Origin of the sequence: Nocardia flavorosea NBRC 108225, from assembly GCF_001613385.1 — a bacterium.
Lineage (GTDB): Bacteria > Actinomycetota > Actinomycetes > Mycobacteriales > Mycobacteriaceae > Nocardia > Nocardia flavorosea.
The window spans coordinates 222,841-247,802 of record NZ_BDCG01000010.1 but is presented as its reverse complement, the minus strand read 5'-3'; the positions used below and the strand labels follow the sequence as shown (position 1 = coordinate 247,802).

Below are 24,962 nucleotides of genomic sequence, written 5' to 3'. Positions count from 1 at the left end.
TGGTGGCTGAACCGGCCGAATGAGCTGGAGGGCTGAACCGGCTGGTGGGTTGGCCTGGCTGGACGGGCCGGACCGGCCGGACCGGCGGAATAAGTCTGTGGCCGCGTGCCGGACTTCGGTACTGCAGACCGGCCCCCGCCCCTCCAAGCTGATCGGTACCGACCTGAGGTGGTTTCGATATGAGGAAGCGCCACCCGATCCGCCGCGGAAGACCGCCGGCAGATACCCGTTGGCCGTGTGGTCCGGGGTCGGCTGCTCGACATAGGTGCTCGCCGGACTCCGGGGCGGAGCCGCCCTCGAACAGCCGGAATCTCGGTGATCCGCTCCCGGCAGGATCCGCGAGATACCACGAAGTGGGTTCAGGAGCCCGCGAAGAAGGCGGTCCGACTGCGTCTTCGTCTTCGAGTGCCTCATATCGCCGTCCCGGCAGGGCGCAGCTCGACATGCCGGAAACGAGTGTGTACGTGGACTCGTGCGCAGCGCGACGTTTACGCTGTCCAGCGGATCCGTTCAGCAGTGCCCGAAGGCGGATCGGGAGGTGAGCGTGCACACCGCTACCAGCGCGGACACTCGATGAGCCCGGTACCGGACGTGGCCGGGGAACCGGGCGCCGACGAGACACCTGAACCGGTAGGGGCGCCGATCGATTACCGGTTCACCCTCGCCAACGAGCGCACCTTCCTGTCATGGATTCGTACGGCACTCGGGTTGCTCGCCGGTGGTGTCGCCGTGCACACCGTGGTGGTGGAGCAGTGGCCCTCGGAATTCCGTTCGGCGCTGGCGGTGAGCTGCCTGCTGCTGTCGCTGGTGGTGGCGGTCGGTGCCTTCCTGCACTGGCGGCGCATCCGGTCGGCCATGGACGAGGGCCGGCCCTTGCCCGGCACGGTGCTCGTCCCGGTACTTTCCGCCGGTACGGCATTCGTGGCGGTCCTCGCCTGCGTAGCAATACTGCTGCACTGAGGTGCACTGATGCCCGATTCCACCGAGATCCGATTGGCTGCGGAACGCACCGCGCTGTCGTGGCGGCGAACCTGCCTGGGCACGCTGGCCGTTGCGCTGCTGCTGCTCCGCGCGGTGTTGCAGGCCGGCTGGGATACTGCCGCGCTGGCGCCCGGTATTGCCGGCTTGGTCCTGCTCGTCGTCGCCGGTGCGGGTTACCGCCGAAATCTCCGGCTGCACCGAGGTGCGGGCGGCTCCGGCTCGACGACCATCCGGTGGACGACTGTGGCAGTCGTGGTCGCTGTCGTCGTCACCGTCGGTTTCACGCTGGCCACCCCTGCGGCCGGCTAGCGAATCCGGCGAGTCAGCGCGGACCGAACCGCATTGCTTCCTACCCGGCCATGCCGAATCCGTCGATACGGCGCCCGCCGTGCCGGCAGCGGGCCGCGTGGGGGCTGCCGGGGCCGACGTCGCGGGAAAGACTCGCGAGGCTGCCGATGCAGTTTTCGTGACCGGTTACCCACCTGGGTGTACAGGTTTCAGACGGATAGGGGATAGACGCAGCAGGCCGAGCGGATCCAGATACTCCCGCTTCGCCCGGCCGCTCTGCTCGCGGCGCACGCCCCAATGCAGACAAGTCGTCGCACATCCCGCATGCCCCGCCTCGAGGACGCCGATTGCGGTATCGCGGGTGACCCGCCTGCCCACCGTGACCTTCGCCGTCACCGGTTCATAGGTCGTCCGCAGGTCTCCTTCGTGGCGTATCGATACCACCGGTCTCCCGGCCACGTCGCCGGCGAAGACAACCACTCCCGGGCCGGCCGCGTACACCGGCTGTCCCGATGTCCCGGCGAGATCGACACCGCGATGCCCGGGCAGCCAATCCTGCTCCGGTGGGTCGAAGGCTCGTTCGACGGTGGGTCGTGGCCGCAGGGGCCAGGTGAACGGTTTGTCCGGGCTCGCTGTGGCGATGCCGGAGGAGACCAGTGTTATCAGCAGAACCGAGAGCCCGGAGACCGGGCCCATACCGGGCCGGGCGTACCCCCTCCATACGCCCGGCCCGGCGGCGCTCCTATTTCCGGCCATTCGGGCACGGACAGGGCGGAGCGATCTTCGGCGCGAGCCGGATCAGGGTGCGGACCAGTTCACCCAACGCCGGAACGACTGTGCAAGCCGACCCGGAGGCAGAACCGGCCGCCGAGTCCGCGGATCCGGACCAGGGCATGGAACCGGAAGCGGATCCCGACGCGGCGCATGCGGCGACCGCAGCCGGTATGGCGGTGCTGTCGCCGGAGAAGGCCGGCGGTTTCGGTCTCTGCCCCGTCCGGTCGAGAGGTGGGTGAGTCGCCGACACGGTAGGTCTGCGCGGCGCCGCTGCCTCGTGAGAGACGGAGAGATCTCGAGCAACCACATCGACCACAACATCGGGTCCGTCTTCATCGGCTGATTCGGTGATCGGCGCCGTGCGTGCCGGCCCACCGTCTGCCGAGGAGCCCGGAGGCACCGAATTCGCACCCGGCGCCCCCGTCGAACCGCGGCCGTCGGCGGTATCACCGGTGTACGACTGGGCAAGCACCATCGGCCCGCCGGAATAGGCGGCGGCTGTGGCCCCCGGACCCAGCGGAAACGCGACGAGCACCGTGGTGAATGCGGCACCGAGCAGCACGTCCCACCGCCGGCGCCCCACTACGGAGCGCCGGTGCCGCGCCCGCACCGAAACCGAACGGGTGACCAGCTGTTTGTCTCCGACGGGCACGAACCGGATCACCGGACGTCGCCCGCCACCGCCCGATCGCGCACCCGGCGCAGGAAAATCCGCCACGGGAACTCGTCGTTGCGAAGCCTGCGGTATCGCCGAGTGGAATCGCGCATAGCCGGCCTTTCGCCATGCGTGGAACTGCGCCCCGCCGCAGATTGCGGGAGCGCGCCCCGTCGACGGGGGTTGCGGCGGCCTTGCGGTTATGCCCACTCCCCCCGGGCTTCGGTACCGGAACGATCGGCTCCGTATGCCGGTGTGGTCTTCCGGGGCGGCACGCCGGATCGGGTTCCGGACCGGAGCGCGCCGGTATCGCCGGCCGGGTGTGCTGCGTAACGGTGTTCCCGAGGGCAGCGGTGAGCCGTCCGGCGGTACCGCCGGGGACCGGCGCCCGGGATCTGCACGCTGTGATCCGGCGGTGTCGAGCAGGACGGGGACACGGTCGTGGTCCGTGGGACCGGCACAGTGGGCCATCCGGCGTTCGTATCGCCGGGCACGCCGTTCGATATCGCCGGGCCCCGTGGTGGCCGCCGAATTCCCGGCTCCGATCATCTGCGTCGCGGCGCCCCTCCCGGTGGCGGAGGCCGCGGGAACCACGCCCCTGACCGGACGATTCCGGCCGGACACCGTGGTTTCGCTCCCGCCACGATCATCGGACTGTCCGGCCCGAACAGCTCGTATTGCCGGTATGCCGCGGTGCCCTGCACGAACGCGTACCGGAACGAAAGGAGGCGCAGAGTGTGCAGTGGTACACGGCTCGGCCTCATATATCGGTCGCTCCGACCCACTACCGTTCATACCGGTGCCGGACAGCGTCGGCGCGACAACAAGCCGGTCGGCGTCCGCCGTCCGGTGGTTCTCGGCGCACCACAGATGGCGTGCACATCGCGGGCCGCGGCCGTGCCGGGTGCGCGCGGTGTGGCCGGGCACGCCGGTGCGGCGCCGCAGCTCCCCGCGCCGTCGGGTGCTCGCCGCCGGCGGTTCCTGCGATCTTCGTGGCCACGGTGACAACGGCTCGCCGCTGTGTGTGCCTCGTGCGGAGATCGGCTGATCACGTAGTGCGATATAAGGCCAGCTGCGCGGCGCGGGTGGGAGGCCGGCGGGTGAAGCAGAAGTGTGGTCGGCGGTGTCGTGACGGCTCATATGCTCAGCGTGCCCGCGGCGGGTTCGTGCCGGAACCCGCAATTCCGGTACCTGTGGATAACCTGCACCTGTGAACAAAATACGTTTCAAAAGGCCCGTCCGAATCTCCCCGCAGGTGCCCGTACGACCGGCCGATTTCCGATTCGCGCAGCGCACGCCGTAAACTGGCCGAGCGGTCTGTGTTCGCAGGTTTCTGTGTGGCACCGGCCGACTTCGCGCACCACCGTTCTTGTTCATCACGGCGCTGCCCACCACACGCTCCCCGGGAGCCGACGGCCGGCGGCGCGATTCCGGAACAGGGGACGTCTCGGCTGGTCCCGATCCACGATCGGGTCCGAGTGTTCTGTGGTGCCAGGGCAGCAGGCCGCCGGCTTGCTGCGACAACCGGCAACGAAAGAGAGATACGGGAGCAATGGCTGTCGTAACAATGAAGCAGCTGCTCGACAGCGGCGCGCATTTCGGGCACCAGACTCGTCGCTGGAACCCGAAGATGAAGCGGTTCATCTTCACCGACCGCAACGGCATCTACATCATCGATCTGCAGCAGACGCTGACCTACATCGACAAGGCCTACGAATTCGTCAAGGAGACCGTCGCTCACGGCGGTACCGTCCTGTTCGTCGGCACCAAGAAGCAGGCCCAGGAGTCCATCGCGGCCGAGGCCACCCGGGTCGGGATGCCCTATGTGAACCAGCGCTGGCTGGGCGGCATGCTCACCAACTTCTCCACCGTGCACAAGCGTCTGCAGCGCCTCAAGGAGCTCGAGGCCATGGAGCAGACCGGCGGCTTCGAGGGGCGCACCAAGAAGGAAATCCTCATGCTCACGCGTGAGATGAACAAGCTGGACCGCACCCTCGGCGGTATCCGCGATATGCAGAAGGTGCCCTCGGCCATCTGGGTCGTCGACACCAACAAGGAGCACATCGCCGTCGGCGAGGCCCGCAAGCTGAACATCCCGGTCATCGCGATCCTGGACACCAACTGCGATCCCGACCTCGTCGACTACCCGATCCCGGGTAACGATGACGCGATCCGTTCCGCCGCATTGCTCACCAAGGTCGTCGCCTCCGCGGTGGCCGAGGGAGTGCAGGCCCGGGCCGGCCGCTCCGGCGGCGACGACAAGCCCGAGGCCGGCGCGGAGCCGCTGCCGGAGTGGGAGCAGGAACTGCTGGCGCAGGCCGCGCCCGGCGCCGAGACCCCGGCGGAGGCCCCTGCGGCGCCCGCGGAGACTCCGGCCGAGGCCTGAGTCGTCACCTCGTCACCTCGTGTTCGGCCGGCGCTCACCGGCTACTGCTGAGATGAGCGCCGCCGGACCCGAATTTCCACAGCGGTGGTTACGGCTGGACCAGTCGTAACCACCGCTGACCGGTACCTGACTTTCTCGAAGGAGGCTCGCCCCCGATGGCGAACTACACCGCCGCTGACGTGAAGCGGCTGCGGGAGCTCACCGGCTCCGGAATGATGGACTGCAAGAACGCGCTGGTCGAAACCGATGGTGATTTCGACAAGGCCGTGGAATTGCTGCGCATCAAGGGCGCCAAGGATGTCGGCAAACGGGCCGAGCGCACCACCGCCGAAGGCCTGGTCATCGCCAAGGACGGCGTGATGGTCGAGATCAACTCCGAAACCGACTTCGTGGCCAAGAACGCGGAGTTCCAGGAGCTGGCCGATAAGATCGTCGCGGCTGCCGCGGCCGCCAAACCGGCCGATGTGGACGCTCTGAAGGCCGTGGCCCTCGACGGCTCGACCGTCGACGAGGCACTGCAGGCGCTGGCCGCCAAGATCGGCGAGAAGCTGGAGCTGCGTCGCGTCGTCTCGCTGGACGGCCCGGTCGCCACCTACCTGCACAAGCGGGCGTCGGACCTGCCGCCGGCCGTCGGCGTGCTCGTGGAGTACACCGGTTCCGGCGACGCTGCTGCGGAGGCCGCTCGCGGTGCCGCCATGCAGGTCGCCGCGCTCAAGGCCAAGTACGTCACCCGCGACGAGGTCCCCGCCGATCTCGTCGAGAACGAGCGCCGGATCGCGGAGCAGACCGCCCGTGAAGAAGGTAAGCCCGAGGCTGCGCTGCCCAAGATCACCGAGGGGCGCGTGAACGGTTTCTTCAAAGACGTCGTGTTGCTCGAGCAGCCGTCGGTCACCGATAACAAGAAGACCGTGAAGGCTCTGCTGGACGAAGCCGGCGTCACCGTCACCCGGTTCGCCCGGTTCGAGGTCGGCCAGGCCTGATCCGTTTCGCACGAACCCCCGTCGCATGCGCTGCGGCGGGGGTTTGCTGTGAGCGGGCACTTTCCGGCGGCGCCCGCCCCGTCGTACGGTCGCCCAGCGGCGTAGGGCAGGATAGAGGCCGCCCTGTGTTGGCCATTGCCACGTAGCCACGCGCCGCGCCCCGGGCCAGTCGGAAGCGGGCGGCACCGGTTCCCCGGCGGCCCCGCACCATGAACACCATCTACCGAGCACCGCCGATCGCCGAAGGAGACGCCAGCCGATGACGCACCCCGGGACCGACCGCCCAGGATATCGCCGGGTATTGCTGAAATTGGGTGGTGAGATGTTCGGTGGTGGCACGGTAGGGCTGGATCCCGATATGGTGCAGACCGTCGCGGAGCAGATCGCCGAGGTTGTTTCCACCGGGGTGCAGATGGCGGTGGTGATCGGCGGCGGGAACTTCTTCCGCGGCGCCGAACTCGAAGAGCGTGGTCTCGAACGCGCGCGTTCCGACTACATGGGCATGCTCGGCACGGTGATGAACAGTCTGGCGCTGCAGGATTTCCTGCAGAAGCAGGGCATCGACACCAGGGTGCAGACCGCCATCACCATGGGGCAGGTCGCCGAGCCCTATCTGCCGTTGCGTGCCAAGCGGCATCTGGAGAAGGGACGTGTGGTGATTTTCGGCGCCGGGATGGGGATGCCCTACTTCTCGACCGATACCACTGCCGCCCAGCGGGCGCTGGAGATCGGCGCCGAGGTGGTGCTGATGGCCAAGGCCGTCGACGGAGTCTTCGACGCCGATCCACGGCTGGATCCGGACGCCAGCATGTTCCACGAGATCACGCACAAGGAAGCCATCGAACGTGACCTGAAGGTCGCCGATTCTACGGCTTTCAGTTTGTGTATGGACAACCAGATGCCGATGCTGGTGTTCAATTTGTTGACCAAGGGCAATATTGCCAGGGCGGTGGCCGGTGAGAAGATCGGCACATTGGTTCGATCCTGATACCGCGGGCCCGCGGGTCATGACGATGACGACGCAGTGGAGGAACGGTCGTGATTGAAGAAGCGCTCTTCGACGCCGAGGAGAAGATGGAGAAGGCTGTCTCGGTGGCGAAGGACGATCTAGGCGGCATCCGGACCGGGCGCGCGAACCCGGGGATGTTCTCCCGGATCGTGGTCGACTACTACGGATCGCCGACCCCGATCACCCAGATGTCGAGTATCACTGTCCCGGAGCCGCGGATGGTGGTGGTGAAACCGTACGAGCAGGCGCAGCTGGGGCCGATCGAGACCGCGATCCGCAATTCCGATCTGGGCGTGAACCCGACCAACAACGGCGATATCCTGCGGATCTCGATCCCGCAGCTGACCGAGGAGCGGCGCCGCGAATTGGTCAAACAGGCCAAGCAGAAGGGCGAGGACGCCAAGGTCTCGATCCGGAACGTGCGTCGTAAGGCCATGGACGAACTGGGCCGGATCCAGAAGGACGGCGAGGCCGGTGAGGACGAGGTCGGCCGGGCCGAGAAGGAACTGGACAAGACCACGGCCAGATATGTCGGTCAGATCGACGAGTTGGTGAAACACAAGGAATCCGAACTGCTCGAGGTCTGATCCGGCGTTCTCGGTGTATTCCCCCCGCGGCGGTGGTGTAGTTTGCGCAGGCGTATCGGGTGACGTGGGTCGCGTACTGTCCCTGCCCGGCACGAGCGGTGGGTGACGTGCCCGAGCAGTGCGGTATCGGCGCCGCCACGGCGGGCCGATGGCCCGGGGATTGACGCACAATGAGAACAGCGGAGTGGCGACGCCTGCTTCGGGTGGGAACGAACGGAACGACGACGAGTTGAGCGACGGGACAATCGTGGCCGAGAAAGCCGCCGCGACCGGTGCGGCCCGACCGCAGCCGCCGGCCGAGGGCATATCCGAATCGACACCGGCGCCCGCCGGTGCGTCCGCAGACGCCCCGGCGGCCGGTGCGCCGTCAGGTGCCGTGGCCCCCGATATGCCTGCCGGTGGTGCCGTACCGGCTACCCCCGGAGGTTCCGGGTCGCCCGGTGCGTCGTCGGACGCTGGAACTACCGTGGCGCCTTCCGGTGCTGTCCCGGCAGGTGCACCTGCCGGGACCGGCGCCGCGGGCGGCGGCCCTGCAGACCCGGCACCGCGGCGATCCCGGGCCGGCCGCAATCTCCCGGCAGCGCTCGCCGTCGGTCTGACCCTCGGTATCTCGTGCATAGCGGTATTGCTGTTCGTCCCCAAGGCATTCATCGGCGTGGTCGGCGTCGCGGTCGGTATCGCCACCTGGGAGGTGGCCAAACGGCTCCGCGAAGCGGATGTGCTGGTACCGCGTACGCCGCTGATCGCCGGTGGTCAAGCGGTGTTCTGGCTCGGCTGGCCGTTCGGGGCGAGCGGTGTGGCCGGGGCCTTCGCGGCGACGGTTCTGATCTGTATGGTGTGGCGCCTGTTCGACCACGGCCTGAACACCGCGCCACGCAATTTCCTGCGCGATACCGCGATCACGGTGTTCACGCTGGCGTGGATTCCGCTGCTGGCCTCGTTCGCGGTCCTGCTGCTCCTGGAGGATCCCGCCGGCAATCTGCGGGTGCTGACCTTCATGATCCTGGTGGTGTGCTCCGACGTGGGCGGTTACGTGGCGGGCGTGCTGTTCGGCCGCCATCCCATGGTGCCCTCGATCAGTCCCAAGAAGTCCTGGGAGGGATTCTGCGGGTCGCTCGTGTTCGCCATCATCGGCGGTCTGCTCACCGTGACCCTGCTGCTGGAAGCCAACTCGATGATCGGGGTGGTGCTCGGTGTGGGTCTGGTGGTCGTCGCGACCCTGGGCGATCTGATCGAATCGCAGATCAAACGAGAACTGGGCATCAAGGATATGGGCACCATGCTGCCCGGGCACGGCGGAATCATGGACCGGCTCGATTCCATGTTGCCGTCGGCTTTCGTGTCCTGGCTGGTGCTCAGTACCCTGCTCTGAGGCCGCGCCGGCCGGTTACTTCTTGTGTACCGCGCGGCGCAACTGCATGATGCGGACGCCGCCCACCAGTGCCATCACCAGGGCGCCGGCGATCACCGAGAGCAGAATCGTCACGCCCAGCGGGAGCGAGAAATTCCAGAAGAGCATTTCGACATTCGCGCTCTCCGAATTCTGGATGATGAAGATGAGCAGGATGATGCCGAGGATCGCCGCGATGATCAGGGCGATCCAGGCATTGCCCACTCGGGAACTATCCGTGCTCTTGCGGCGGGAGGTCTTACCGGCGGACTTCCGGCCGGTGGTGGCCGGTGCCGTCTTACCGCCGAGGGGCTCGGTCATCCCGGGCGGAGGCTGCCCGCCGGGTACTGCGCCGGTCTCGGGAATTCGGTCGTCTGAGGTTGCCATATGTCGATGATTGCCGACAGCTATCGCCGACGCAGGGATTTCCGGTCGGTTGGTCGACCGTGCCGTATTGCGTCGGCCGGTACCCGGCGGCCACACCACGGGCCCCGTCCCTCCAAGGGCATCGGCCTCCGAGGGCGGCTTGTCGCTGGTCACATCGAGCGAGATGCCACACTGGTAGAACTATGACCGCCCCCTTGCCCTTGGTTTTCGACGCACCCCGCCGCGGGATGCCGCCCCGTCACCTCGCCGATCTCGACGCCGAGGGGCGCCGTGCCGCCATGGCGGAATTGGGTCTGCCGAAGTTCCGGGCCGACCAGATCGCCCGCCAGTACTACGGCCGGCTCCAAGCCGACCCCGCCGCCATGACGGACCTACCCGCCGCGGTGCGGGATACGATCGCCGGTGCGCTCTTCCCGCCGCTGCTGACCCCGGTCCGGCATATCACCTGCGACTCCGGGGAGACCCGTAAAACGCTGTGGCGCGCCGGTGACGGCACATTGCTGGAAAGTGTGCTCATGCGCTACCCGGACCGCGCCACCCTGTGTATTTCCAGCCAGGCCGGTTGCGGTATGGCCTGTCCGTTCTGTGCCACGGGCCAGGGTGGGCTGGATCGCAATCTGTCCACCGCCGAGATCGTCGACCAGGTCCGCTCCGCCGCGGCCGATCTGCGCGACGGCACGGTACCGGGCGGGGCCGGGCGCCTGTCCAATATCGTGTTCATGGGTATGGGGGAGCCGCTGGCGAACTACAAGCGGGTGGTGAACGCCGTCCGGCGGATCACCTCGCCCGCGCCGGACGGCCTCGGCATCTCGCAGCGCAACGTCGTGGTCTCGACGGTGGGCCTGGCCCCGGCGATCCGCAAACTCGCCGACGAGGGCCTCTCGGTGACGCTCGCCGTCTCCCTGCACACTCCCGACGACGAACTCCGTGACACCCTCGTTCCGGTGAACAACAGGTGGCCGGTGTCGGAGGTTCTCGATGCTGCCCGCTACTACGCCGACAAGACGGGCCGCCGTATATCGGTGGAGTACGCGCTGATCCGCGATATCAACGATCACCCCTGGCGGGCGGATATGCTCGGCGCGAAACTGCACAAGGCGCTCGGGTCGCGCGTGCATGTGAACGTCATCCCGCTCAACCCGACACCGGGCAGTAAATGGGATGCCAGCCCGAAACCGGTCGAACGCGAGTTCGTGCGCCGGGTCGAGGCGCAGGGCGTTCCGTGCACGGTGCGCGATACCCGCGGCCAGGAAATCGCCGCCGCCTGCGGGCAGCTGGCCGCCGAAGGCTGAGGACCGGGCGGTTGTCCCAGGTGGCCGAGCCCGGCGTTGTGGCGGTCCGGTCCGCCGCAGCCCTGCGTTCGGCCACCTGACGGACTTACGGGAACTGGGAGTACCTGGTATGGCCGACCGAATGGTCGTTGTGGTCGGTGCGGGGATTGTGGGTTTGGCGGTGGCCAGGGAAATCGGTCGCCGGCGCCCCGGGGACCGGGTTGTGGTGCTGGAGAAGGAAGACCGGGTGGCGGCACACCAGACCGGACACAACTCGGGGGTGGTGCACGCCGGGATCTACTACCAGCCGGGGAGTCTGAAGGCTGTACTGTGCGCACGGGGCCGGGCTATGCTGCGCGACTACTGTGCGGAGCGGGGGTTGCCGTACGAGGAATGCGGCAAGCTCGTCATCGCCGTGGATGACGCGGAACTGGCTCGCCTCGATGACCTGGAGGTGCGGGCAGGACATAACGCGGTGCCCGGGCTGCACCGCGTCGATGCCGCCGGTATTCGCGATATCGAGCCGTTCGCGGAGGGTATCGCGGCGCTGTATTCACCGCATACCGCGATCACCGATTTCCGCCGCGTGGCCGAGGCTTTCGCGACAGACATAGTGGCGGCCGGCGGCGAGGTCAGGACTTCCTGCCCGGTGGACCGCATCACCCGGACCTCTTCGGGTATCGAGGTCGCGGTGGGGGAGCAGGTGCTGCCGGCAGACCGGGTTGTTCTCTGTGCTGGATTGCAGGCGGATACGGTGGCTGCTCTGGCCGGTGCCGCCGCCGGCCCTCGCATTGTCCCTTTCCGGGGCGAGTACATGGAGGTGATGCCGGAAAAGCGGGATCTGGTGCGCGGACTCGTCTATCCGGTCCCGGATCCGCGGTATCCGTTTCTGGGCGTGCATTTCACGCGGCGCATATCAGGAACCGTCGAGGTCGGTCCGAACGCGGTCCTGGCCTTCGCGCGGGAGGGGTACCGGCGTACCCGGCTCGTCCCCCGGGATATGGCGAAAACGCTGGCTTGGCCGGGTTTCCGGCGGATGGTTCGGCAGCATTGGCGCACGGGGCTCGAAGAAATGTACGGCTCGGTCTCCATCGCCGCGTATATGCGTAAGGCACAGCGCTACATTCCCGCGATCGGGACCGCGGATGTGGTGCGCGCAGGAGCGGGTGTTCGCGCCCAGGCGCTCGATGCCGATGGCGCCCTCGTCGACGATTTCCGGATCGACCGTCTGGGCCCGGTCACCGCTGTCCGCAACGCGCCGTCGCCGGCTGCGACCTCGTCGCTGGCGATCGCCGAATACGTTGTGGACGTGATCGACGGGAAGGGCGAACACACACTGAGCTGATACGCAGCGCCGAACTGATATGCCACGGGCAAGGACGCGGCATTGCGTTGTGGTATGGATCTTGCCGGAGCGGACGCGCCTCGCGTGCGGAACGATCAGATGGCGGGAGCGGGGACGCTCACCGGTGGCCCCGCTCACTGTTCCTCGAGCAAGTACCGCAGATAGTGCTGCGGCCTGGCACGGAACTCGCGGGTGACGGCGACCGGGGCGGCCTGATCGAAATCAACGGTATCGATGGAACCGCCCTCGTCGTACTGGTAAATCGTCGCGCCCGGTACCGCCAGCAGAATTGGGGAGTGGGTCGCCACCACGAACTGGCATCCGCCGGACACCAATTCGGAAATCCGCGCCAGCACAGTCATACAGCCGCGGGCGGACAGCGCGGCTTCGGGTTCGTCCATGAGATAGAGGCCGCCGGGAAAGAAGCGATACCGGATGGCCGACCAGGAACGTCACCCCGGCGGCAGCGACAACCCGCCGGATCGTGCGAGATAGCGCACCGCGGGCAGATCGAACGGGTAGCCGGTCGCTTCGGCGGTGGAATCGAGCCGGACGGCCCGGAGGTAGTGCCCGGGCCCGGATGCAGGCCGCATGCGGCGATGCTAGCCGAGCCGCGGGGCCGAACCGGCGGTCAGGGGAAGAGGTTGATCGGGTTGATGATGTCGGCGGCCAGGGTGAGCAGCATGTATGCCCCACCGATGACGACGGCGACGTAGGTCAGTGGTAGCAGTTTCAGGTAGTCGACGGGAGCGCCGGGGGCGAGGCCCTTCCAGCCGCGGAAGGTGTTGCGGATCTTCTCGTACAACACCACCGCGATATGGCCGCCGTCGAGCGGTAGCAGCGGCAGGATGTTGAAGGCGCCGAGGAAGAAGTTCAGGCTCGCCAGGACGAGGATGAACATATTCCAGTAGCCGCGTTCGGCGGTTTCGCCGCCGATCTTGCTGGCGCCGTACACACTGACCGGGGTATCCGCATCGCGTTCTCCACCGGTCACCGCGTCCCACAGCGAGGCCACCTTCGCCGGCATCTGGGCCAGCGATTGGAAGGTACGGATGAACATATCCCCGGTGAACGCGGCCGACGCCGGAATCGCACCGAGAATGTCGTACTGGACCGGTTCGTAGAATTCCTGGCCGACCCCGACCACACCGACTTCCCGGCCCGGACCCCCCTCGCTGGGGTAGCGCATTGTCTGCTCGGGCACGACCTCGATTTCCATCGTCTGCCCGCCGCGCTCGAGGGTGTAGGTGAACGGGCCGTCCTGTTGCTGGGTGAGGGTCTGGAATTCTTTCCACGTGTCGACGGGTTCGCCGTCGACCGCGGTCACCACATCGCCGCGTTGCAGGCCGGCGCGCTGGGCGGGGCCCTCGCCGGTACAGGTGCCGACGGTGCCGTCGGGGTTCTGCGGCGCGACGCAGCTCATATCACCCAGGGCGGTTTCGGGCGGCTGGTTCAGGTTGGGCAGTCCCCAGCCGACCGCGAGCACCACGATGAGGATGAACCCGAGCAGGAAGTTCATCGCGATTCCGCCGGACATCACGACGAGGCGTTTCCACGCGGGCTGCCGGTACATGGCCCGCTCGACTTCCTCGGGTTCGAGCTCGTCGAGCGCGGTCATTCCGGCGATATCACAGAAACCGCCGAGCGGAAGCCATTTGACCCCGTATTCGGTTTCCCCGCGCCGGAAGGAGAATATTTTCGGACCGAAACCGATGTAATACCGGCGGACCTTCATACCGGTCGCCTGCGCGGTCCACATATGCCCGCATTCGTGCAATGCGATCGAAATCGTGATGCCGAGGGCGAACAGCACGAACCCCAACACGAACAGCATGTGGTCTACAGCCCTCCTGCAGTGCGCAGATCATTTCTCCCGGCCCGCACGGAGACCGGAGCGGCCGCGAGCACGTGTCCACAGTAACCGCCCGCGTGCCGGGCCTCGACCATCTGGGACATGGATTACCGGTGTACCAGTGTGCGGGCGCGGTCACGAGCCCATTCGTCGGCCGCCAGGACCTCGGCGAGTTCGCTCGGTTCGGCGCGCCACTGTCCGGCATCGCCGACCACCCGAGCCACGGTGCGCACAATATCCGGGAACCGGATCAGCCCGTCGAGGAATGCCTGTACCGCGACCTCGTTGGCCGCGTTGTAGACCGCGGTGACGCAACCGCCGGCGGTCCCGGCTTCGCGGGCCAGTTCCACGGCCGGGAACACCGCATCGTCGACGGGTTCGAACGTCCAGGTGGCGGCCGTACCGAAATCGCAAGCGGTAGCCGCGCCGGGGACCCGGTCCGGCCAGCCCAGCGCCAGCGCGATGGGCAGTTTCATATCCGGTGGGCTGGCCTGAGCCAGGGTGGACCCGTCGGTGAAGGTGACCATGGAATGCACGATCGACTGCGGGTGCACGGTGACCTCGATCCGGTCGTAGGGGACCCCGAACAGCAGATGCGTTTCGATCAACTCCAGGCCCTTGTTCACCAGTGAGGCCGAGTTCAACGTGTTCATCGGGCCCATGGACCAGGTGGGATGGGTTTTTGCCTCGGCAGGGTTCACGCCGTCCAGCATTTCGGTGGTCCAGCCCCGGAACGGGCCACCGGAGGCGGTGAGCACCAATTTGTCGACTTCTTCGGCGCGTCCGCCGCGCAGGCACTGGGCCAGTGCGGAATGCTCCGAATCGACCGGCACGATCTGGCCGGGCCGGGCCGCGCGGGTAACCAGCGAGCCGCCTGCCACCAGCGATTCTTTGTTCGCCAGCGCGAGCGTGGCCCCCGATTCCAGCGTCGCCAGGGTCGGTCCCAGGCCGAGTGAACCGACCAGCGCGTTGAGTACGACATCGGCCTCGGTGCTGCGGACGAGTTCGGTCGCCGCCGCCGCGCCCGCGAAGGGCACCCCGAGCCGGTCTGCGGCCGCCGGGTCGGCGACGGCCACATTGGTGGTGCCGGTGGCGGCCATCTGCGCGGCCAGCAGTTCGGTGTTCCCGCCGCCCGCGGCCAGGCCGACGATTTCGAATCTGCCGGGGTTGGCGGCGATCACCTCGAGCGCCTGGGTACCGATGGAGCCGGTGCTGCCGAGCAGGAGAACTCTGCGGAGATCTGACACCCGCCCATTGTCACCGACCCGGCCCCTGCTGGCTACGACGGGCAGTCGTATGCCACGATAGCGGGCAGTATCCGTTCTCTCGAGGAGGAGCGATCGTGGCCGCCACGGACGTCGAACTCACCACAGACCAGCACGTCACCACGGTGGACCCTGCTGAGGTTCCGTCGGCGGCATTCGGTTGGAGCGGCGAATCGCGCACCACCTTCCGGGTGGCCGCGGTGGTCGTGATCATCATCCTGCTCGGCATGCTGATCGGCAATCACTCGGGTCAGGTCGAGAACCTGTACCTGGTCGGCTTCGCGGCCGCGTTGGCCGGGATTCTCATCTATGACGTGATCTATCGCCGCAAACCGCGCTGAACTGCGGTTTCGCCTACGCCATCGACTGTGCCGAGTGTCGCCTCGGTGACATCCGGGTGACGCCGCGGTGCCGGTTGCCGGTGTAGTCCATGTCTCGGCGGCGTGCCCCCGCGGCGAGACTAGACTCGGCACCGACCGGCCGGACCAGGACGAAAGTAGGCAGCCGAAAGTGACCAGCACAGTCGGATTGGGGATGCCGACCGCACCGGTAGCGGTGCTCGCGCCGCGGCGCAAGACCCGTCAGCTCATGGTGGGTGGTGTCGGTGTGGGCAGTGACCACCCGATCTCCGTGCAGTCGATGACGACGACCAAAACGCACGATGTGAACGCGACCTTGCAGCAGATCGCCGAACTCACGGCATCGGGCTGCGATATCGTGCGGGTGGCGTGCCCGCGGCAGGAAGATGCCGACGCACTGCCCATCATCGCGAAGAAATCCCAGATCCCGGTGATCGCCGATATCCACTTCCAGCCGCGCTATATCTTCGCCGCGATCGATGCGGGGTGCGCGGCGGTAAGGGTGAACCCGGGCAACATCAAGGAATTCGACGGGCGCGTCAAAGAGGTCGCCAAAGCGGCCGGGGATGCGGGTATCCCGATCCGTATCGGTGTGAACGCCGGATCTCTCGACAAGCGGATGATGGACAAATACGGCAAGGCCACCCCGGAGGCGCTGGTGGAGTCGGCGCTGTGGGAAGCGGGCCTGTTCGAGGAGTACGGGTTCGGCGATATCAAGATCTCGGTCAAGCACAACGATCCCGTGGTGATGGTCGAGGCCTACCGGCAGCTGGCCGCGCAGAGCGATTATCCGCTGCATCTCGGTGTCACCGAGGCGGGCCCGGCCTTCCAGGGCACCGTGAAATCCGCTGTCGCGTTCGGCGCGCTGCTGAGCGAGGGGATCGGCGACACCATCCGGGTCTCGCTGTCCGCGCCACCGGCCGAGGAGGTCAAGGTCGGCGGGCAGATCCTGCAATCGCTGAACCTGCGCCCCCGCAAACTGGAGATCGTGTCCTGCCCGTCGTGTGGGCGCGCGCAGGTCGACGTGTACACCCTCGCCAACGAGGTCACCGCCGGACTCGACGGCCTGGAGGTCCCGCTGCGGGTCGCGGTCATGGGCTGTGTGGTCAACGGTCCCGGCGAGGCCCGGGAAGCCGACCTGGGCGTGGCCTCGGGTAACGGTAAGGGGCAGATCTTCGTCAAGGGTGAGGTCATCAAGACCGTGCCCGAGGCACAGATCGTCGAAACCCTCATCGAGGAGGCCATGCGGATCGCCGAGGAGATGGGTGCGGACGCCGGCACCGGTGAACCGGTCGTCAGCGTGGGCTGATCTGCCCGCTGTCCCGGCTCGCCGGCCTGGCGAGCCGGGACGTGCTGCCCTGTCGGCACCGCTACGGCGCGCGCTTTCGAGATATCCGTATCGCATCGCGGCACTTCATGGCAGGCTGTACTAGGTGCGGAGTCTGCTGGAGCCGGCCCGGCGCGCGAAGTATGTTCCCGCGCGTCAGCTCGCCGAGCGGGACCTGGGACAGGTACTCAGGGTGCTCGACGAGGACCCGGTGGCGGCCTGTATGGTCGCCGCCCGGCTACAGGAATACGGTCTGGACAACCGGTACGGTCAGGGCGAATTGTGGAGCCACGGCGGACCGGCGGAATCGCTGTGTTTCTCCGGCGTCAACCTGGTGCCGTTACGTGGTGACCGCGCCGCCCTCCGCGCCTTCGCCGACCGCGCCCTGCGCTGGCCCCGAATGTGTTCTTCGGTGGTGGGGCGCCGGGAACTCGCGCTACCACTGTGGGAGATGCTCGCCGATCACTGGGGTCCCGCGCGGGAGCTGCGTGCCGACCAGCCGCTACTCGCGCTCACCGGCACCGCACTTGCGTCCGCCGACCCGGAGGTCCGGCAGGTACGCCCCGACGAACTGGACCGCTATCTGGCGGCCGCCATCGCCATGTTCATCGAAGAGGTGGGGGTGGACCCACGGGCCGGTGACGGCGGCCGCGGCTACCGGCGCCGGGTCGCCGGGCTGATCGCGGCCGGCCGGGCCTGGGCCCGGTTCGTCGACGGCGAGGTCGCCTACAAGGCCGAGGTGGGGGCGATGTCCCGGCGTACCGGGCAGATCCAGGGCGTATGGGTCCATCCGGAGCACCGCGGGCAGGGGCTCGGTACGGCCGGAACGGCGGCAGTGGCGAATGCGGTGGTCGCCACCGGCCGGACGGCGAGCCTGTATGTCAACGACTACAACGAGATCGCCCGCCGGGCCTATCGCGCGGTCGGGTTCCGGCAGATCGCGACCTTCGCCACGGTGCTGCTGGACTGAGCCCGGACAGGATCCGGTGCGCCGCAAGTGAACACCGGGCCCGGGTCGCTACGATCGGGTTCGATGACGATCCGTCCGGTACTCGTATTCGCGGTCGCGGTGCTCGCTTTCGCCACGACCGCCTGCCTCGGGGGGTCCTCGGGACCGATCACCGCGGCCGACGGTTTCCTGGAGGCCTTCGCGGCTCAGGACCTCGACGAAGCCGCCGCGCGCACGACCCGGCCTGAGAAAGCCGGGCCCGCACTCGTTTCCGCCTGGGAGGAACTGGGTGCCGAGGAACTGTATGCCCGGTCCGGCGCGGCCCGGATCTCCGGTGATACCGCCACCGTCGACTACATCTACGAGTGGCGGCTGGCCGGTGGCCGCAGCTGGTCCTATACCGGGCAGCTTCCGCTGGTGCGTAGTGGTGGCGGCTGGACGGTGCGGTGGAGTGGTTCTGCCTTGCACCCCCGGCTCGGTGACACTCAGACCATGGCGTTGTCGGTGCGCCAGGCGCCGGGCGCCCGGGTGAACGAGCAGTCCGGAAGCGATGTGCTGATACCGGGCACGGTTTCACGAGTGACCTTCGACGCCGCCGAAAGCGCCGAACCGCAGAAGGCGGCGGCGGCGGTCTCCCGGGCGCTGATCGATATCGACGACCGGCTGACCCCGCAGCGCATCCTGGATTCCGCCCGCGCTGCCGACGGCGTCTACACGGTGATCGTGTTGAACGAAACCGAGTTCGGCCGGGCCGGGCCGCGGCTCATCGGCCTGCCCGGGGTGCGGGTCACCCAGGAATGGGACCTGACTCCGGCCGATCGGAAGTTCGCTCCGGACCTGATGACACAGGTCCGGCAGGCGGTGATCGACGATGTGCACGGCCGGGCCGGTTGGCGCGTGGTGGCCCGGAACGAGGGCGGTGCGGAAACCGGCGTGTTGCACGAGGTGGCGGCGCAGCCGGTGCCGTCGTTCACGTTGAGCGTGGACCGGCGGGTGCAGAACGCCGCCCAGCGGGCGGTCGACGGGCGGCGGGAACAGACCATGATGGTGGTGATCGAACCCTCCACCGGTGGCATCCTCGCAGTTGCGCAGAACGCTGCCGCCGATCGGGACGGCCCGGTGGCCACCATCGGTCAGTATCCGCCCGGGTCGGTGTTCAAAACCGTGACCGCCGCGGCCGCGATCTCCGGTGGCCTGGCCACTCCGGATACCGTTGTGGCGTGCCCGAGTGCAATCACCATCGGTGAGCGCCTGATTCCGAACTACAACGGTTTCACGGTCGGTAATGTCGCATTGTCGACCGCATATGCGCGCTCCTGCAATACATCGTTCGCGAAATTGGCCAGTGAATTGCCTGCCGCCGCGCTTTCGGAGGCAGCGGCAACTTTCGGGATCGGCCCGGATTACGTGATTCCCGGATTGCCGACCTATTCCGGTTCTGTACCCGTTTCCGAAGACCGCACACAGCGCACCGAGGACGGAATCGGTCAGGGCCGGGTGGTGGTCAGTCCTTTCGGTATGGCGATGCTGGCCGCGACGATCGCCCACGGCAGCGCGCAGACCCCGTATCTGATCGCCGGCCGTGAGACCGTCGTCGACGGGCCGCGGCCGGTACCGGATCCGGCGGTCGTGCGCGGTCTGCGGGAAATGATGCGTGAGGTGGTCCTGACCGGGACCGCAGACCGGATAGCCGACCAGGGCGAGGTGTTCGGCAAAACCGGTGAAGCGGAGGTGGCCGGCGGTTCACATTCGTGGTTCGTCGGTTACCGCGGTGACCTCGCGTTCGCGACGTTGCTGGTCAAGGGTGGTAGTTCCGATAACGCCGTCGGGGTGACCCGCGATATGCTGGCGGCCCTCCCCGGCGGCTACCGATGAGCCGGCCTGACCCGATCACGGCCCGGTGGCGACGGCGCCGGTGCCGGTTGCGTAACGGTGACCGGTATCGGTATCGACCGGATCGCTGACCCGTGCGGGCGCGACAACCGAAACGGCCCGGTCGGAGACCGGGGCCGACGCGGCGGTATCGGTGCCGAGGATTTCGACCACCCCGGTGCCGCCGAGAATCAGTCCGGCGGTAATGAGAGCAACGGTGGAACGCTTCATAATCCGGCTCCCTCCGATTCAGAGGTTCGACTGCTGGCGAGCTCGGGTGTGCCTACGCGACCCAGCCCCGCATAAGAGTTTTCTGAAGATTTGCTGCTCCGGTCAACCTAAGCCGCAATGCCGCATCGAGACAAGATGGAAAGCTGCGGAAAATCGGCGATGGGCAAATCGTGACCCCCGGCCGGAAATCCGTGACGTTTTCGTTATGCCCAGGTCAGATCTTCTGCAAACTCGCGGCGAGATGATCCTGTAGAGGAAGACCCACCGCGCCCATCTGCAAGGTGTAGTCGATGACACCGCCGTGCATATGTATGGTCCGGCTCAGTGCGGTCACCGATTTCGCGGTACTGCTCAGGCCGATCGCGGTCGACTCGAGCTCCAGGCGGATCTCCGCGTCGGCAAGGGTGAGCTTGCCCTCGCAGATCTCGGTGATACCGGTGGGGTGCGAGAGGATGAGTTCCACCCGGTCCGGGCCCGGACAGCGCAGGTAGCCGGTCTCCACATGAAGGGGGCGGTTGTCGTCGGCATGCCGGGTGCGCTGCCGAAAGGTCAGGAAGGGGCGGCCGAGATGGCCGAAGGTGATCTCCTCCAGATAGCCGAACGGCTCGATGGTGGGATAGTCACCCTGTCCGGAGCCGCGCCAGGTCCCGAGGAGGCCGGCCAGCGGCGCAATTGCGGGATGCGGGGCGGCGGGTGTCTGCGGTTCGGCCACGGCGCACAAGAATAGACCCTCGCCGTCCGATCGGATACATCCGACCGGCTCCTGCGCGTGCCGCGCTTAAGTTGCGCGGGTCGGCGTTACTTGCTCTTGCGTCGGCCGAAGGGCCAGAACGAGCGGGTGCGGCGCCTCGGCAGCGCCGCGTAGACCATGGTCATCTCGGCGAATACGCCCGCCTCCCGTTCCCGGTCGTCGCCGAAATCGTCGCGGCCGAGGATCTGGGTGATCGATCCGGGGGCAATGGTCGCCAGCGCGTCCAGCAATGCCGGGTTGAGGGCGCTGATCGAGATGCGGGTGATGTCGGCGTCCTCGGAGCCCGGACCGCCGTGGCCGAGCAGCATATGGCCGATGGCGTGCAGCACGATATGGTCGGCATTGCGGCCGGACGCCGAGGCGTCGTAGACGATGATGTCGTCGTGTTTACGCGCGATCCACAGCCCGTTGCCGTTGCACCCCAGTTCGGCCAGCGCCGAGCGGTGTGCCGGCTGCAACGAGATCGGCCGCTTGCGATATGCGGCCACATCGGCGAGGTAGGTGTTGAGATCCCACGGGCTGGGGAGGGGCACCGACCCAGCCGCATCGCCGAATCTGGCGTCCATGCTTGTCATCGGCGAATACGTTACCGATCGCACGCGCGCTCGTCACTTCAGCGATTTCCGGCCGCTATTGCCTCGCCCGCCGGGAGAGGTTACCGGATATCGACCTCTGGCCCCACGGGTTTCACGTTGTGCGGTTTGTTCCACAACGCGGTCAGTGCCCAGAGCACCACACCCACCGCCAGCAGGATCCCGGCGATCACATACTGCTGAGGATTGCGATCGGTGAACGGCGTGGCCAGATAGGCGCAGCAGACCGCGCCGAGCACCGGTAGCGGCGTCGGAGTGCGGAAATGCCGGTGGCCTACCCGGTCGCGGCGCAGCACCAGGACCGCGACGTTGACGATGGTGAAGACCACCAGCAACAGCAGCGCGGTGGTACCGCCGAGTTCCGGTACTTCGCCGACGAACAGCAGCAGCCCGAGTGCCACCAGGGTGGTGAAGACGATCGCGATATGGGGAGTCCGTCGGGTCGGATGCACCCGGCCCAGCGAGCGGGGTACGACCTTGTGCTTGGCCATGCCGTAGAGCAAGCGGCTGGCCATGAGCATGTTGATCAGAGCCGAATTGGCGACGGCGAACATGGTGATGAAGGCGAAGATCTGGGTGGGGAATCCGGGGGCACCGATCTCCACCACCTGCAGCAGCGGCGTATTGCCTTCGGCGAGTTTGTCGGGCGGTACCAGGGCCACCGCGGTGATCGAAACCAGTACGTAGATGGCGCCGGTGATCAACAGGCCGGTGAGCAGGATCTTCGGGAAGATCCGGCTGGGCTCCTCGGTCTCCTCGGCCATATTGACCGAATCCTCGAAGCCGACCATGGCGTAGAAGGCGAGGGTCGTCGCGGCGATCACCCCACCGAACGCGGAGCGGTCACCGGTGTCGAATTCGACGATCCGCCCGAAGTCGCCGTTGCCGAACCCGAGTGCCCACAGTCCGATGCAGATCACGATCAGCAGCCCCGAGAGCTCCACACAGGTGAGCAGGACATTGGCCTTCACGCTCTCGCCGACCCCGCGCAGGTTGATCGCCGCGACCAGGGCCATGAAGGCGAGCGCGATGAGGGTGAGGACCAGACCGTCCGCGGTGTCGAATTCGAAGGCCTCGGCGAAATTCGCCGCGAACGCCTTGGCCGCGGTGGCAGCCGACGTGATACCGGAACTCATCACGGCGAAGGTCACCATGAAGGTCAGGAAATGGATGCCGAACGCCTTGTGCGTATACAGCGCGGCGCCCGCGGCCTGCGGATACTTGGTGACGAGTTCCAGATAACTGAATCCGGTGATCATGGCGACCCCGAAGGCGACCAGGAACGGTACCCAGACCGCGCCGCCGACCTCGCCGGCGACGCGGCCGGTCAGGGCATAGATACCGGTGCCGAGAATATCGCCCACAATGAACAGCAACAGCAGCCACGGGCCGATGACACGCTTCAGTTCGGGCTGCTGCTCCGGATCGGATCGGGCGGTGACGTCTGCCAAGGTCGCCTCGCTCCCCGCAGTGACCGGTAGGCACCGGTGATCGGACAGGTGCGCTTTGTATACCCGCTCACCCGGCTCGCGATGCCCGTACCGCGCCGATTCGCCCGAAAAGTCCGTTCAGCTCATGGATTCGGCGGCCTCGGCGATCAGTACCGCGGAATCCCGGGGGCTCAGTGCCATCGCGCGCAGTTGGTCGAACATGACGCCGAAGCGGCGGATCTCGGAATGGCCTTCGATCAGCTCGTCACCGGAAATGCGCTCGACATAGACCAATTCGGGGTCGGTGGGGTCCGGGAAATCGAGGATCGTGAAGGATCCGGCCATACCCGGGTGTGCACCCGCATCGAACGGCAGGATCTGCAGGATCACGTTCTTGCGTTTGGTCGCCTCGGAGAGCCGGCTGGTTCGTCCTTGGCCAGCACCGCTGCCCGGTCCATCCGGGCTCGCGCCCGGCGTTCCAGGTCGGAGGCCTCCAGTTTCGGCATGTAGGTATCGATCACCGCCATGGCGTACTGCTCGGTCTGTAGCAGTCCGGGGATGAACGAGGTCTGGTAATGCCGGGCCGACAGCGCCACCGATTCGAAATTGATGTAGGCGGCATAGACCTCGGAGAGGCTGGCCTCGTATGGCCGCGACATTCCCGGCTTCTGTGCGTCGGAGAGTAGTTCCAGTGCGTCCTGGCGCCGCTCTGCGTCGATACCGTAGAGGTCCAGCATCGTCATCAGTGTGCGGCGTTGCGGGCGGGCCTGGGCGGTTTCGATCCGGTACAGGGTGGTCACGTTGATCCCGGTGCGGGCGCTGACCTCCTCCTTGCTGAGTTCGGCGTCTTCGCGCATCTCCAGCAACAGCACCGAGAGCCGGCGCAACCCCGCCGTGAGTACGGTGCGTTTGCCTGCCATGTCATCCCTTTCGACCAGCGCCATATGCCATGGGCGGTGCCCCCGGTTCGCGGCGGCCGTATGCCCGGTGCTGCCACCATAACGAGCCGCCGGAACCGATGTGATCGGCAGTGCCCGACGGCGGGTGGGCCGGGCTCTTCACCGGCCGCTTTCGATTTGTGGTCACCGCCGGCCGGGGCCGGACCTGTTCGGCGGCCGACCGGTTGGTGGCGGTGGTTCGGCGGGGACGGTACCGGATGGCGGAATCCTACGAGAGCGGACAGCTTCCGGTGGATATGGCAAATATGTGGCAATTACCCATCCGGGTGTGCCGGTATCGCCGCGCGACTCGCCAACGCCGGACTGTGTATGCGTGAATCCGTCTGGGGCTGCTTGCGGTTCGCGAAGTCGTGTCGGCGGATGCCGCCGCTCGATGCCTGCTCGCGGGCACCATGAGAATGCGTATGGTGCCGGGAATGTGGGGCGGATAGGTATCGGCACGGTTGCGATGTGGTCGCGTAACGCGTTGTCCCGGCTGGTATCGCGGTGTCGGCGGGTATTGTTCGGCGCGCCGGAGAATCGCGCCTCCGGCGGGAACGAGCTTGGCGGGTAAGCGTTTTCGGTGGGACCGCGGTGAACTTCCGTGGAGAGGATCGTTAGGCTTGCGCACAACGCTGTTCGCAACATTGCATACCGAAGTCTTGTGTTCTTGCATCTGTAAGAGCATGATCCAGCTAGCCTTGTTGTGAACAACGATCCGATGTCCGGGAAAACCGAATCGAGAGTCGATCATGTTGGTACAGAGTGTGATGGTGCCGGGTGAGTCCCAGGGGTGCAGATGAGTGCGCCCACACTGGGGACCCTGCCGACAGCGCCACAGTTGCTGTGCGCCTTTCAAGGGCGGCGGGCCCAGGATCGGGTGCTGCTACGTTTCGCACATGCGCTGGTCGAACTACACAAGCGTCGGGCGCATGTCCGGGATCTGGCCGAAATCGCCGAAATCGACGGTCGCCGAGGCGAACTCGTGAACGATATCAACGACTGGATCGTCCGCAAGATGCCGCAGCATCGTCACGGCGCCTCGTTGCACACCGAAAGCCTGGGTGCGGTGATCGATCGCATGGCGCACAGCTGGGTCGCGGCGAATCAGGCCATCGAAGCCGACGGCGTGCGCAGTGACCGCACCCACCGGCACTGGTACCACCTGGCCGAACTCGTGGACGGGTACACGGATTTGATCGCCGAGGTGGCCGGTGGCCGCCGTCGGTTACCAGTGCAGTAGCAAGGCGCCGCGGACCGCCCGGCTGTCCAGTCCGATGAACGCGAAACCCCCTCGCGGTGGGTCCGGGAACCACCGCGAAATGTCGAATGGCCTAGACCC

At 66.9% G+C, this 24,962-nt stretch carries 27 protein-coding genes; 15 read left to right on the top strand and 12 right to left on the bottom strand.

Going from position 1 to position 24,962, the window contains the following annotated elements:
* Positions 1-573 precede the first annotated feature (573 nt).
* Both NFL01S_RS12460 and NFL01S_RS12455 read left to right on the top strand, forming a co-directional pair.
* Entirely contained in the window at positions 574-960 is a 387-nt protein-coding gene (locus NFL01S_RS12460) for a YidH family protein (RefSeq protein WP_062974556.1), read from the top strand.
* A gap of 9 nt (positions 961-969) precedes the next feature.
* Positions 970-1,290 carry a DUF202 domain-containing protein gene (locus NFL01S_RS12455; RefSeq protein WP_062974554.1) on the top strand — a complete coding sequence of 107 codons (321 nt, stop codon included), beginning with the start codon at positions 970-972 and terminating at the stop codon, positions 1,288-1,290.
* 165 nt (positions 1,291-1,455) lie between these two features.
* Here the strand turns inward: NFL01S_RS12455 and NFL01S_RS12450 are convergent, their stop codons facing one another.
* The gene (locus tag NFL01S_RS12450; RefSeq protein WP_062974552.1) at positions 1,456-1,965 is read right to left on the bottom strand and encodes a M23 family metallopeptidase; all 510 of its coding nucleotides are present in this window, start codon (positions 1,963-1,965) and stop codon (positions 1,456-1,458) included.
* Positions 1,966-2,105: 140 nt separating this feature from the next.
* Between NFL01S_RS12450 and NFL01S_RS35380 the strand changes: the two genes are divergently transcribed.
* The 6 genes from NFL01S_RS35380 (at position 2,106) to NFL01S_RS12415 (ending at position 9,032) form a co-directional block, all read left to right on the top strand.
* Positions 2,106-2,282, top strand: a complete 177-nt coding sequence (locus NFL01S_RS35380) for a hypothetical protein (protein ID WP_157116481.1) — start codon at positions 2,106-2,108, stop codon at positions 2,280-2,282.
* A gap of 1,968 nt (positions 2,283-4,250) precedes the next feature.
* Positions 4,251-5,084: a 30S ribosomal protein S2 gene (gene rpsB, locus NFL01S_RS12435; protein WP_062974544.1), complete on the top strand. Its 834-nt coding sequence runs from the start codon at positions 4,251-4,253 to the stop codon at positions 5,082-5,084.
* 155 nt (positions 5,085-5,239) lie between these two features.
* The gene (gene tsf, locus NFL01S_RS12430) at positions 5,240-6,064 is read left to right on the top strand and encodes a translation elongation factor Ts (protein ID WP_062974542.1); all 825 of its coding nucleotides are present in this window, start codon (positions 5,240-5,242) and stop codon (positions 6,062-6,064) included.
* Between the two features lie 259 nt (positions 6,065-6,323).
* Positions 6,324-7,052 carry a UMP kinase gene (gene pyrH / locus NFL01S_RS12425; RefSeq protein ID WP_033241386.1) on the top strand — a complete coding sequence of 243 codons (729 nt, stop codon included), beginning with the start codon at positions 6,324-6,326 and terminating at the stop codon, positions 7,050-7,052.
* Between the two features lie 50 nt (positions 7,053-7,102).
* Positions 7,103-7,660, top strand: coding sequence for a ribosome recycling factor (gene frr, locus NFL01S_RS12420; RefSeq protein WP_033241387.1), 558 nt, complete (start codon positions 7,103-7,105; stop codon positions 7,658-7,660).
* 388 nt (positions 7,661-8,048) lie between these two features.
* A complete protein-coding gene (locus NFL01S_RS12415) occupies positions 8,049-9,032 on the top strand; it encodes a phosphatidate cytidylyltransferase (RefSeq protein ID WP_084492628.1) in 984 nt (327 codons plus the stop codon).
* A gap of 15 nt (positions 9,033-9,047) precedes the next feature.
* Here NFL01S_RS12415 and NFL01S_RS12410 read toward each other — a convergent pair whose 3' ends face one another.
* A complete protein-coding gene (locus tag NFL01S_RS12410) occupies positions 9,048-9,437 on the bottom strand; it encodes a LapA family protein (RefSeq protein WP_062974540.1) in 390 nt (129 codons plus the stop codon).
* Between the two features lie 182 nt (positions 9,438-9,619).
* On the opposite strand from NFL01S_RS12410, the gene rlmN reads away from it, so the two are divergent.
* Both rlmN and lhgD read left to right on the top strand, forming a co-directional pair.
* Entirely contained in the window at positions 9,620-10,729 is a 1,110-nt protein-coding gene (rlmN, locus tag NFL01S_RS12405) for a dual-specificity RNA methyltransferase RlmN (RefSeq protein WP_062974538.1), read from the top strand.
* 109 nt (positions 10,730-10,838) lie between these two features.
* Positions 10,839-12,053 (top strand): L-2-hydroxyglutarate dehydrogenase, encoded by a 1,215-nt coding sequence (gene lhgD, locus NFL01S_RS12400; protein WP_062974536.1) that lies wholly within the window; start codon positions 10,839-10,841, stop codon positions 12,051-12,053.
* Positions 12,054-12,187: 134 nt separating this feature from the next.
* Here the strand turns inward: lhgD and NFL01S_RS35375 are convergent, their stop codons facing one another.
* The 4 genes from NFL01S_RS35375 to dxr form a co-directional block, all read right to left on the bottom strand.
* Positions 12,188-12,454 (bottom strand): hypothetical protein, encoded by a 267-nt coding sequence (locus tag NFL01S_RS35375; RefSeq protein WP_062974534.1) that lies wholly within the window; start codon positions 12,452-12,454, stop codon positions 12,188-12,190.
* 51 nt (positions 12,455-12,505) lie between these two features.
* Entirely contained in the window at positions 12,506-12,646 is a 141-nt protein-coding gene (locus NFL01S_RS35370; RefSeq protein ID WP_157116476.1) for a hypothetical protein, read from the bottom strand.
* 38 nt (positions 12,647-12,684) lie between these two features.
* The gene (locus tag NFL01S_RS12390; RefSeq protein WP_062974532.1) at positions 12,685-13,887 is read right to left on the bottom strand and encodes a M50 family metallopeptidase; all 1,203 of its coding nucleotides are present in this window, start codon (positions 13,885-13,887) and stop codon (positions 12,685-12,687) included.
* Positions 13,888-14,012: 125 nt separating this feature from the next.
* Entirely contained in the window at positions 14,013-15,152 is a 1,140-nt protein-coding gene (dxr, locus tag NFL01S_RS12385) for a 1-deoxy-D-xylulose-5-phosphate reductoisomerase (protein WP_062974529.1), read from the bottom strand.
* Between the two features lie 95 nt (positions 15,153-15,247).
* Here dxr and NFL01S_RS12380 point away from each other — a divergent pair, with 95 nt between their 5' ends.
* The 4 genes from NFL01S_RS12380 to NFL01S_RS12365 all read left to right on the top strand — a co-directional run bounded on the left by NFL01S_RS12380 (position 15,248) and on the right by NFL01S_RS12365 (position 19,680).
* A complete protein-coding gene (locus NFL01S_RS12380; RefSeq protein WP_062974527.1) occupies positions 15,248-15,511 on the top strand; it encodes a DUF2631 domain-containing protein in 264 nt (87 codons plus the stop codon).
* A 169-nt stretch (positions 15,512-15,680) separates the two neighbouring features.
* Positions 15,681-16,838: a flavodoxin-dependent (E)-4-hydroxy-3-methylbut-2-enyl-diphosphate synthase gene (gene ispG / locus NFL01S_RS12375; protein ID WP_062974525.1), complete on the top strand. Its 1,158-nt coding sequence runs from the start codon at positions 15,681-15,683 to the stop codon at positions 16,836-16,838.
* 124 nt (positions 16,839-16,962) lie between these two features.
* Positions 16,963-17,826, top strand: a complete 864-nt coding sequence (locus NFL01S_RS12370; RefSeq protein WP_084492623.1) for a GNAT family N-acetyltransferase — start codon at positions 16,963-16,965, stop codon at positions 17,824-17,826.
* Between the two features lie 63 nt (positions 17,827-17,889).
* Positions 17,890-19,680, top strand: a complete 1,791-nt coding sequence (locus NFL01S_RS12365) for a penicillin-binding transpeptidase domain-containing protein (protein WP_062974523.1) — start codon at positions 17,890-17,892, stop codon at positions 19,678-19,680.
* 15 nt (positions 19,681-19,695) lie between these two features.
* Here the strand turns inward: NFL01S_RS12365 and NFL01S_RS12360 are convergent, their stop codons facing one another.
* The 6 genes from NFL01S_RS12360 to NFL01S_RS37305 all read right to left on the bottom strand — a co-directional run bounded on the left by NFL01S_RS12360 (position 19,696) and on the right by NFL01S_RS37305 (position 23,602).
* Positions 19,696-19,908, bottom strand: coding sequence for a hypothetical protein (locus NFL01S_RS12360; protein ID WP_062974521.1), 213 nt, complete (start codon positions 19,906-19,908; stop codon positions 19,696-19,698).
* A gap of 214 nt (positions 19,909-20,122) precedes the next feature.
* Positions 20,123-20,620: a peroxynitrite isomerase gene (locus tag NFL01S_RS12355; protein WP_062974519.1), complete on the bottom strand. Its 498-nt coding sequence runs from the start codon at positions 20,618-20,620 to the stop codon at positions 20,123-20,125.
* A gap of 86 nt (positions 20,621-20,706) precedes the next feature.
* Positions 20,707-21,234: a hypothetical protein gene (locus NFL01S_RS12350; protein ID WP_063915924.1), complete on the bottom strand. Its 528-nt coding sequence runs from the start codon at positions 21,232-21,234 to the stop codon at positions 20,707-20,709.
* 80 nt (positions 21,235-21,314) lie between these two features.
* The gene (locus NFL01S_RS12345) at positions 21,315-22,703 is read right to left on the bottom strand and encodes an APC family permease (RefSeq protein ID WP_062974515.1); all 1,389 of its coding nucleotides are present in this window, start codon (positions 22,701-22,703) and stop codon (positions 21,315-21,317) included.
* Positions 22,704-22,820: 117 nt separating this feature from the next.
* Positions 22,821-23,072, bottom strand: coding sequence for a Scr1 family TA system antitoxin-like transcriptional regulator (locus tag NFL01S_RS37310; protein ID WP_281181517.1), 252 nt, complete (start codon positions 23,070-23,072; stop codon positions 22,821-22,823).
* A complete protein-coding gene (locus NFL01S_RS37305) occupies positions 23,069-23,602 on the bottom strand; it encodes a Scr1 family TA system antitoxin-like transcriptional regulator (protein ID WP_281181516.1) in 534 nt (177 codons plus the stop codon). The genes NFL01S_RS37310 and NFL01S_RS37305 overlap by 4 nt, the downstream gene beginning before the upstream one ends.
* 901 nt (positions 23,603-24,503) lie before the next feature.
* On the opposite strand from NFL01S_RS37305, the gene NFL01S_RS12330 reads away from it, so the two are divergent.
* On the top strand, positions 24,504-24,863 hold the full coding sequence (locus tag NFL01S_RS12330; RefSeq protein ID WP_062974674.1) for a DUF4254 domain-containing protein: 360 nt from the start codon (positions 24,504-24,506) through the stop codon (positions 24,861-24,863).
* The last annotated feature ends 99 nt before the right edge of the window (positions 24,864-24,962 follow it).

What these genes read in the sequence shown, in the direction of transcription:
- NFL01S_RS12350 (WP_063915924.1), bottom strand. Translation starts at nt 21,234, where the DNA reads ATGACAAGCATGGACGCCAGATTCGGCGATGCGGCTGGGTCGGTGCCC.
- NFL01S_RS35370 (WP_157116476.1), bottom strand. Translation starts at nt 12,646, where the DNA reads ATGCGGCCTGCATCCGGGCCCGGGCACTACCTCCGGGCCGTCCGGCTC.
- tsf (WP_062974542.1), top strand. Translation starts at nt 5,240, where the DNA reads ATGGCGAACTACACCGCCGCTGACGTGAAGCGGCTGCGGGAGCTCACC.
- NFL01S_RS12410 (WP_062974540.1), bottom strand. Translation starts at nt 9,437, where the DNA reads ATGGCAACCTCAGACGACCGAATTCCCGAGACCGGCGCAGTACCCGGC.
- NFL01S_RS12415 (WP_084492628.1), top strand. Translation starts at nt 8,049, where the DNA reads ATGCCTGCCGGTGGTGCCGTACCGGCTACCCCCGGAGGTTCCGGGTCG.
- NFL01S_RS12390 (WP_062974532.1), bottom strand. Translation starts at nt 13,887, where the DNA reads ATGCTGTTCGTGTTGGGGTTCGTGCTGTTCGCCCTCGGCATCACGATT.
- NFL01S_RS12365 (WP_062974523.1), top strand. Translation starts at nt 17,890, where the DNA reads ATGACGATCCGTCCGGTACTCGTATTCGCGGTCGCGGTGCTCGCTTTC.
- NFL01S_RS12450 (WP_062974552.1), bottom strand. Translation starts at nt 1,965, where the DNA reads ATGGGCCCGGTCTCCGGGCTCTCGGTTCTGCTGATAACACTGGTCTCC.
- lhgD (WP_062974536.1), top strand. Translation starts at nt 10,839, where the DNA reads ATGGCCGACCGAATGGTCGTTGTGGTCGGTGCGGGGATTGTGGGTTTG.
- NFL01S_RS12360 (WP_062974521.1), bottom strand. Translation starts at nt 19,908, where the DNA reads ATGAAGCGTTCCACCGTTGCTCTCATTACCGCCGGACTGATTCTCGGC.
- NFL01S_RS12455 (WP_062974554.1), top strand. Translation starts at nt 970, where the DNA reads ATGCCCGATTCCACCGAGATCCGATTGGCTGCGGAACGCACCGCGCTG.
- NFL01S_RS12460 (WP_062974556.1), top strand. Translation starts at nt 574, where the DNA reads ATGAGCCCGGTACCGGACGTGGCCGGGGAACCGGGCGCCGACGAGACA.
- rlmN (WP_062974538.1), top strand. Translation starts at nt 9,620, where the DNA reads ATGACCGCCCCCTTGCCCTTGGTTTTCGACGCACCCCGCCGCGGGATG.
- pyrH (WP_033241386.1), top strand. Translation starts at nt 6,324, where the DNA reads ATGACGCACCCCGGGACCGACCGCCCAGGATATCGCCGGGTATTGCTG.
- NFL01S_RS37305 (WP_281181516.1), bottom strand. Translation starts at nt 23,602, where the DNA reads ATGGCAGGCAAACGCACCGTACTCACGGCGGGGTTGCGCCGGCTCTCG.
- rpsB (WP_062974544.1), top strand. Translation starts at nt 4,251, where the DNA reads ATGGCTGTCGTAACAATGAAGCAGCTGCTCGACAGCGGCGCGCATTTC.
- NFL01S_RS35375 (WP_062974534.1), bottom strand. Translation starts at nt 12,454, where the DNA reads ATGGACGAACCCGAAGCCGCGCTGTCCGCCCGCGGCTGTATGACTGTG.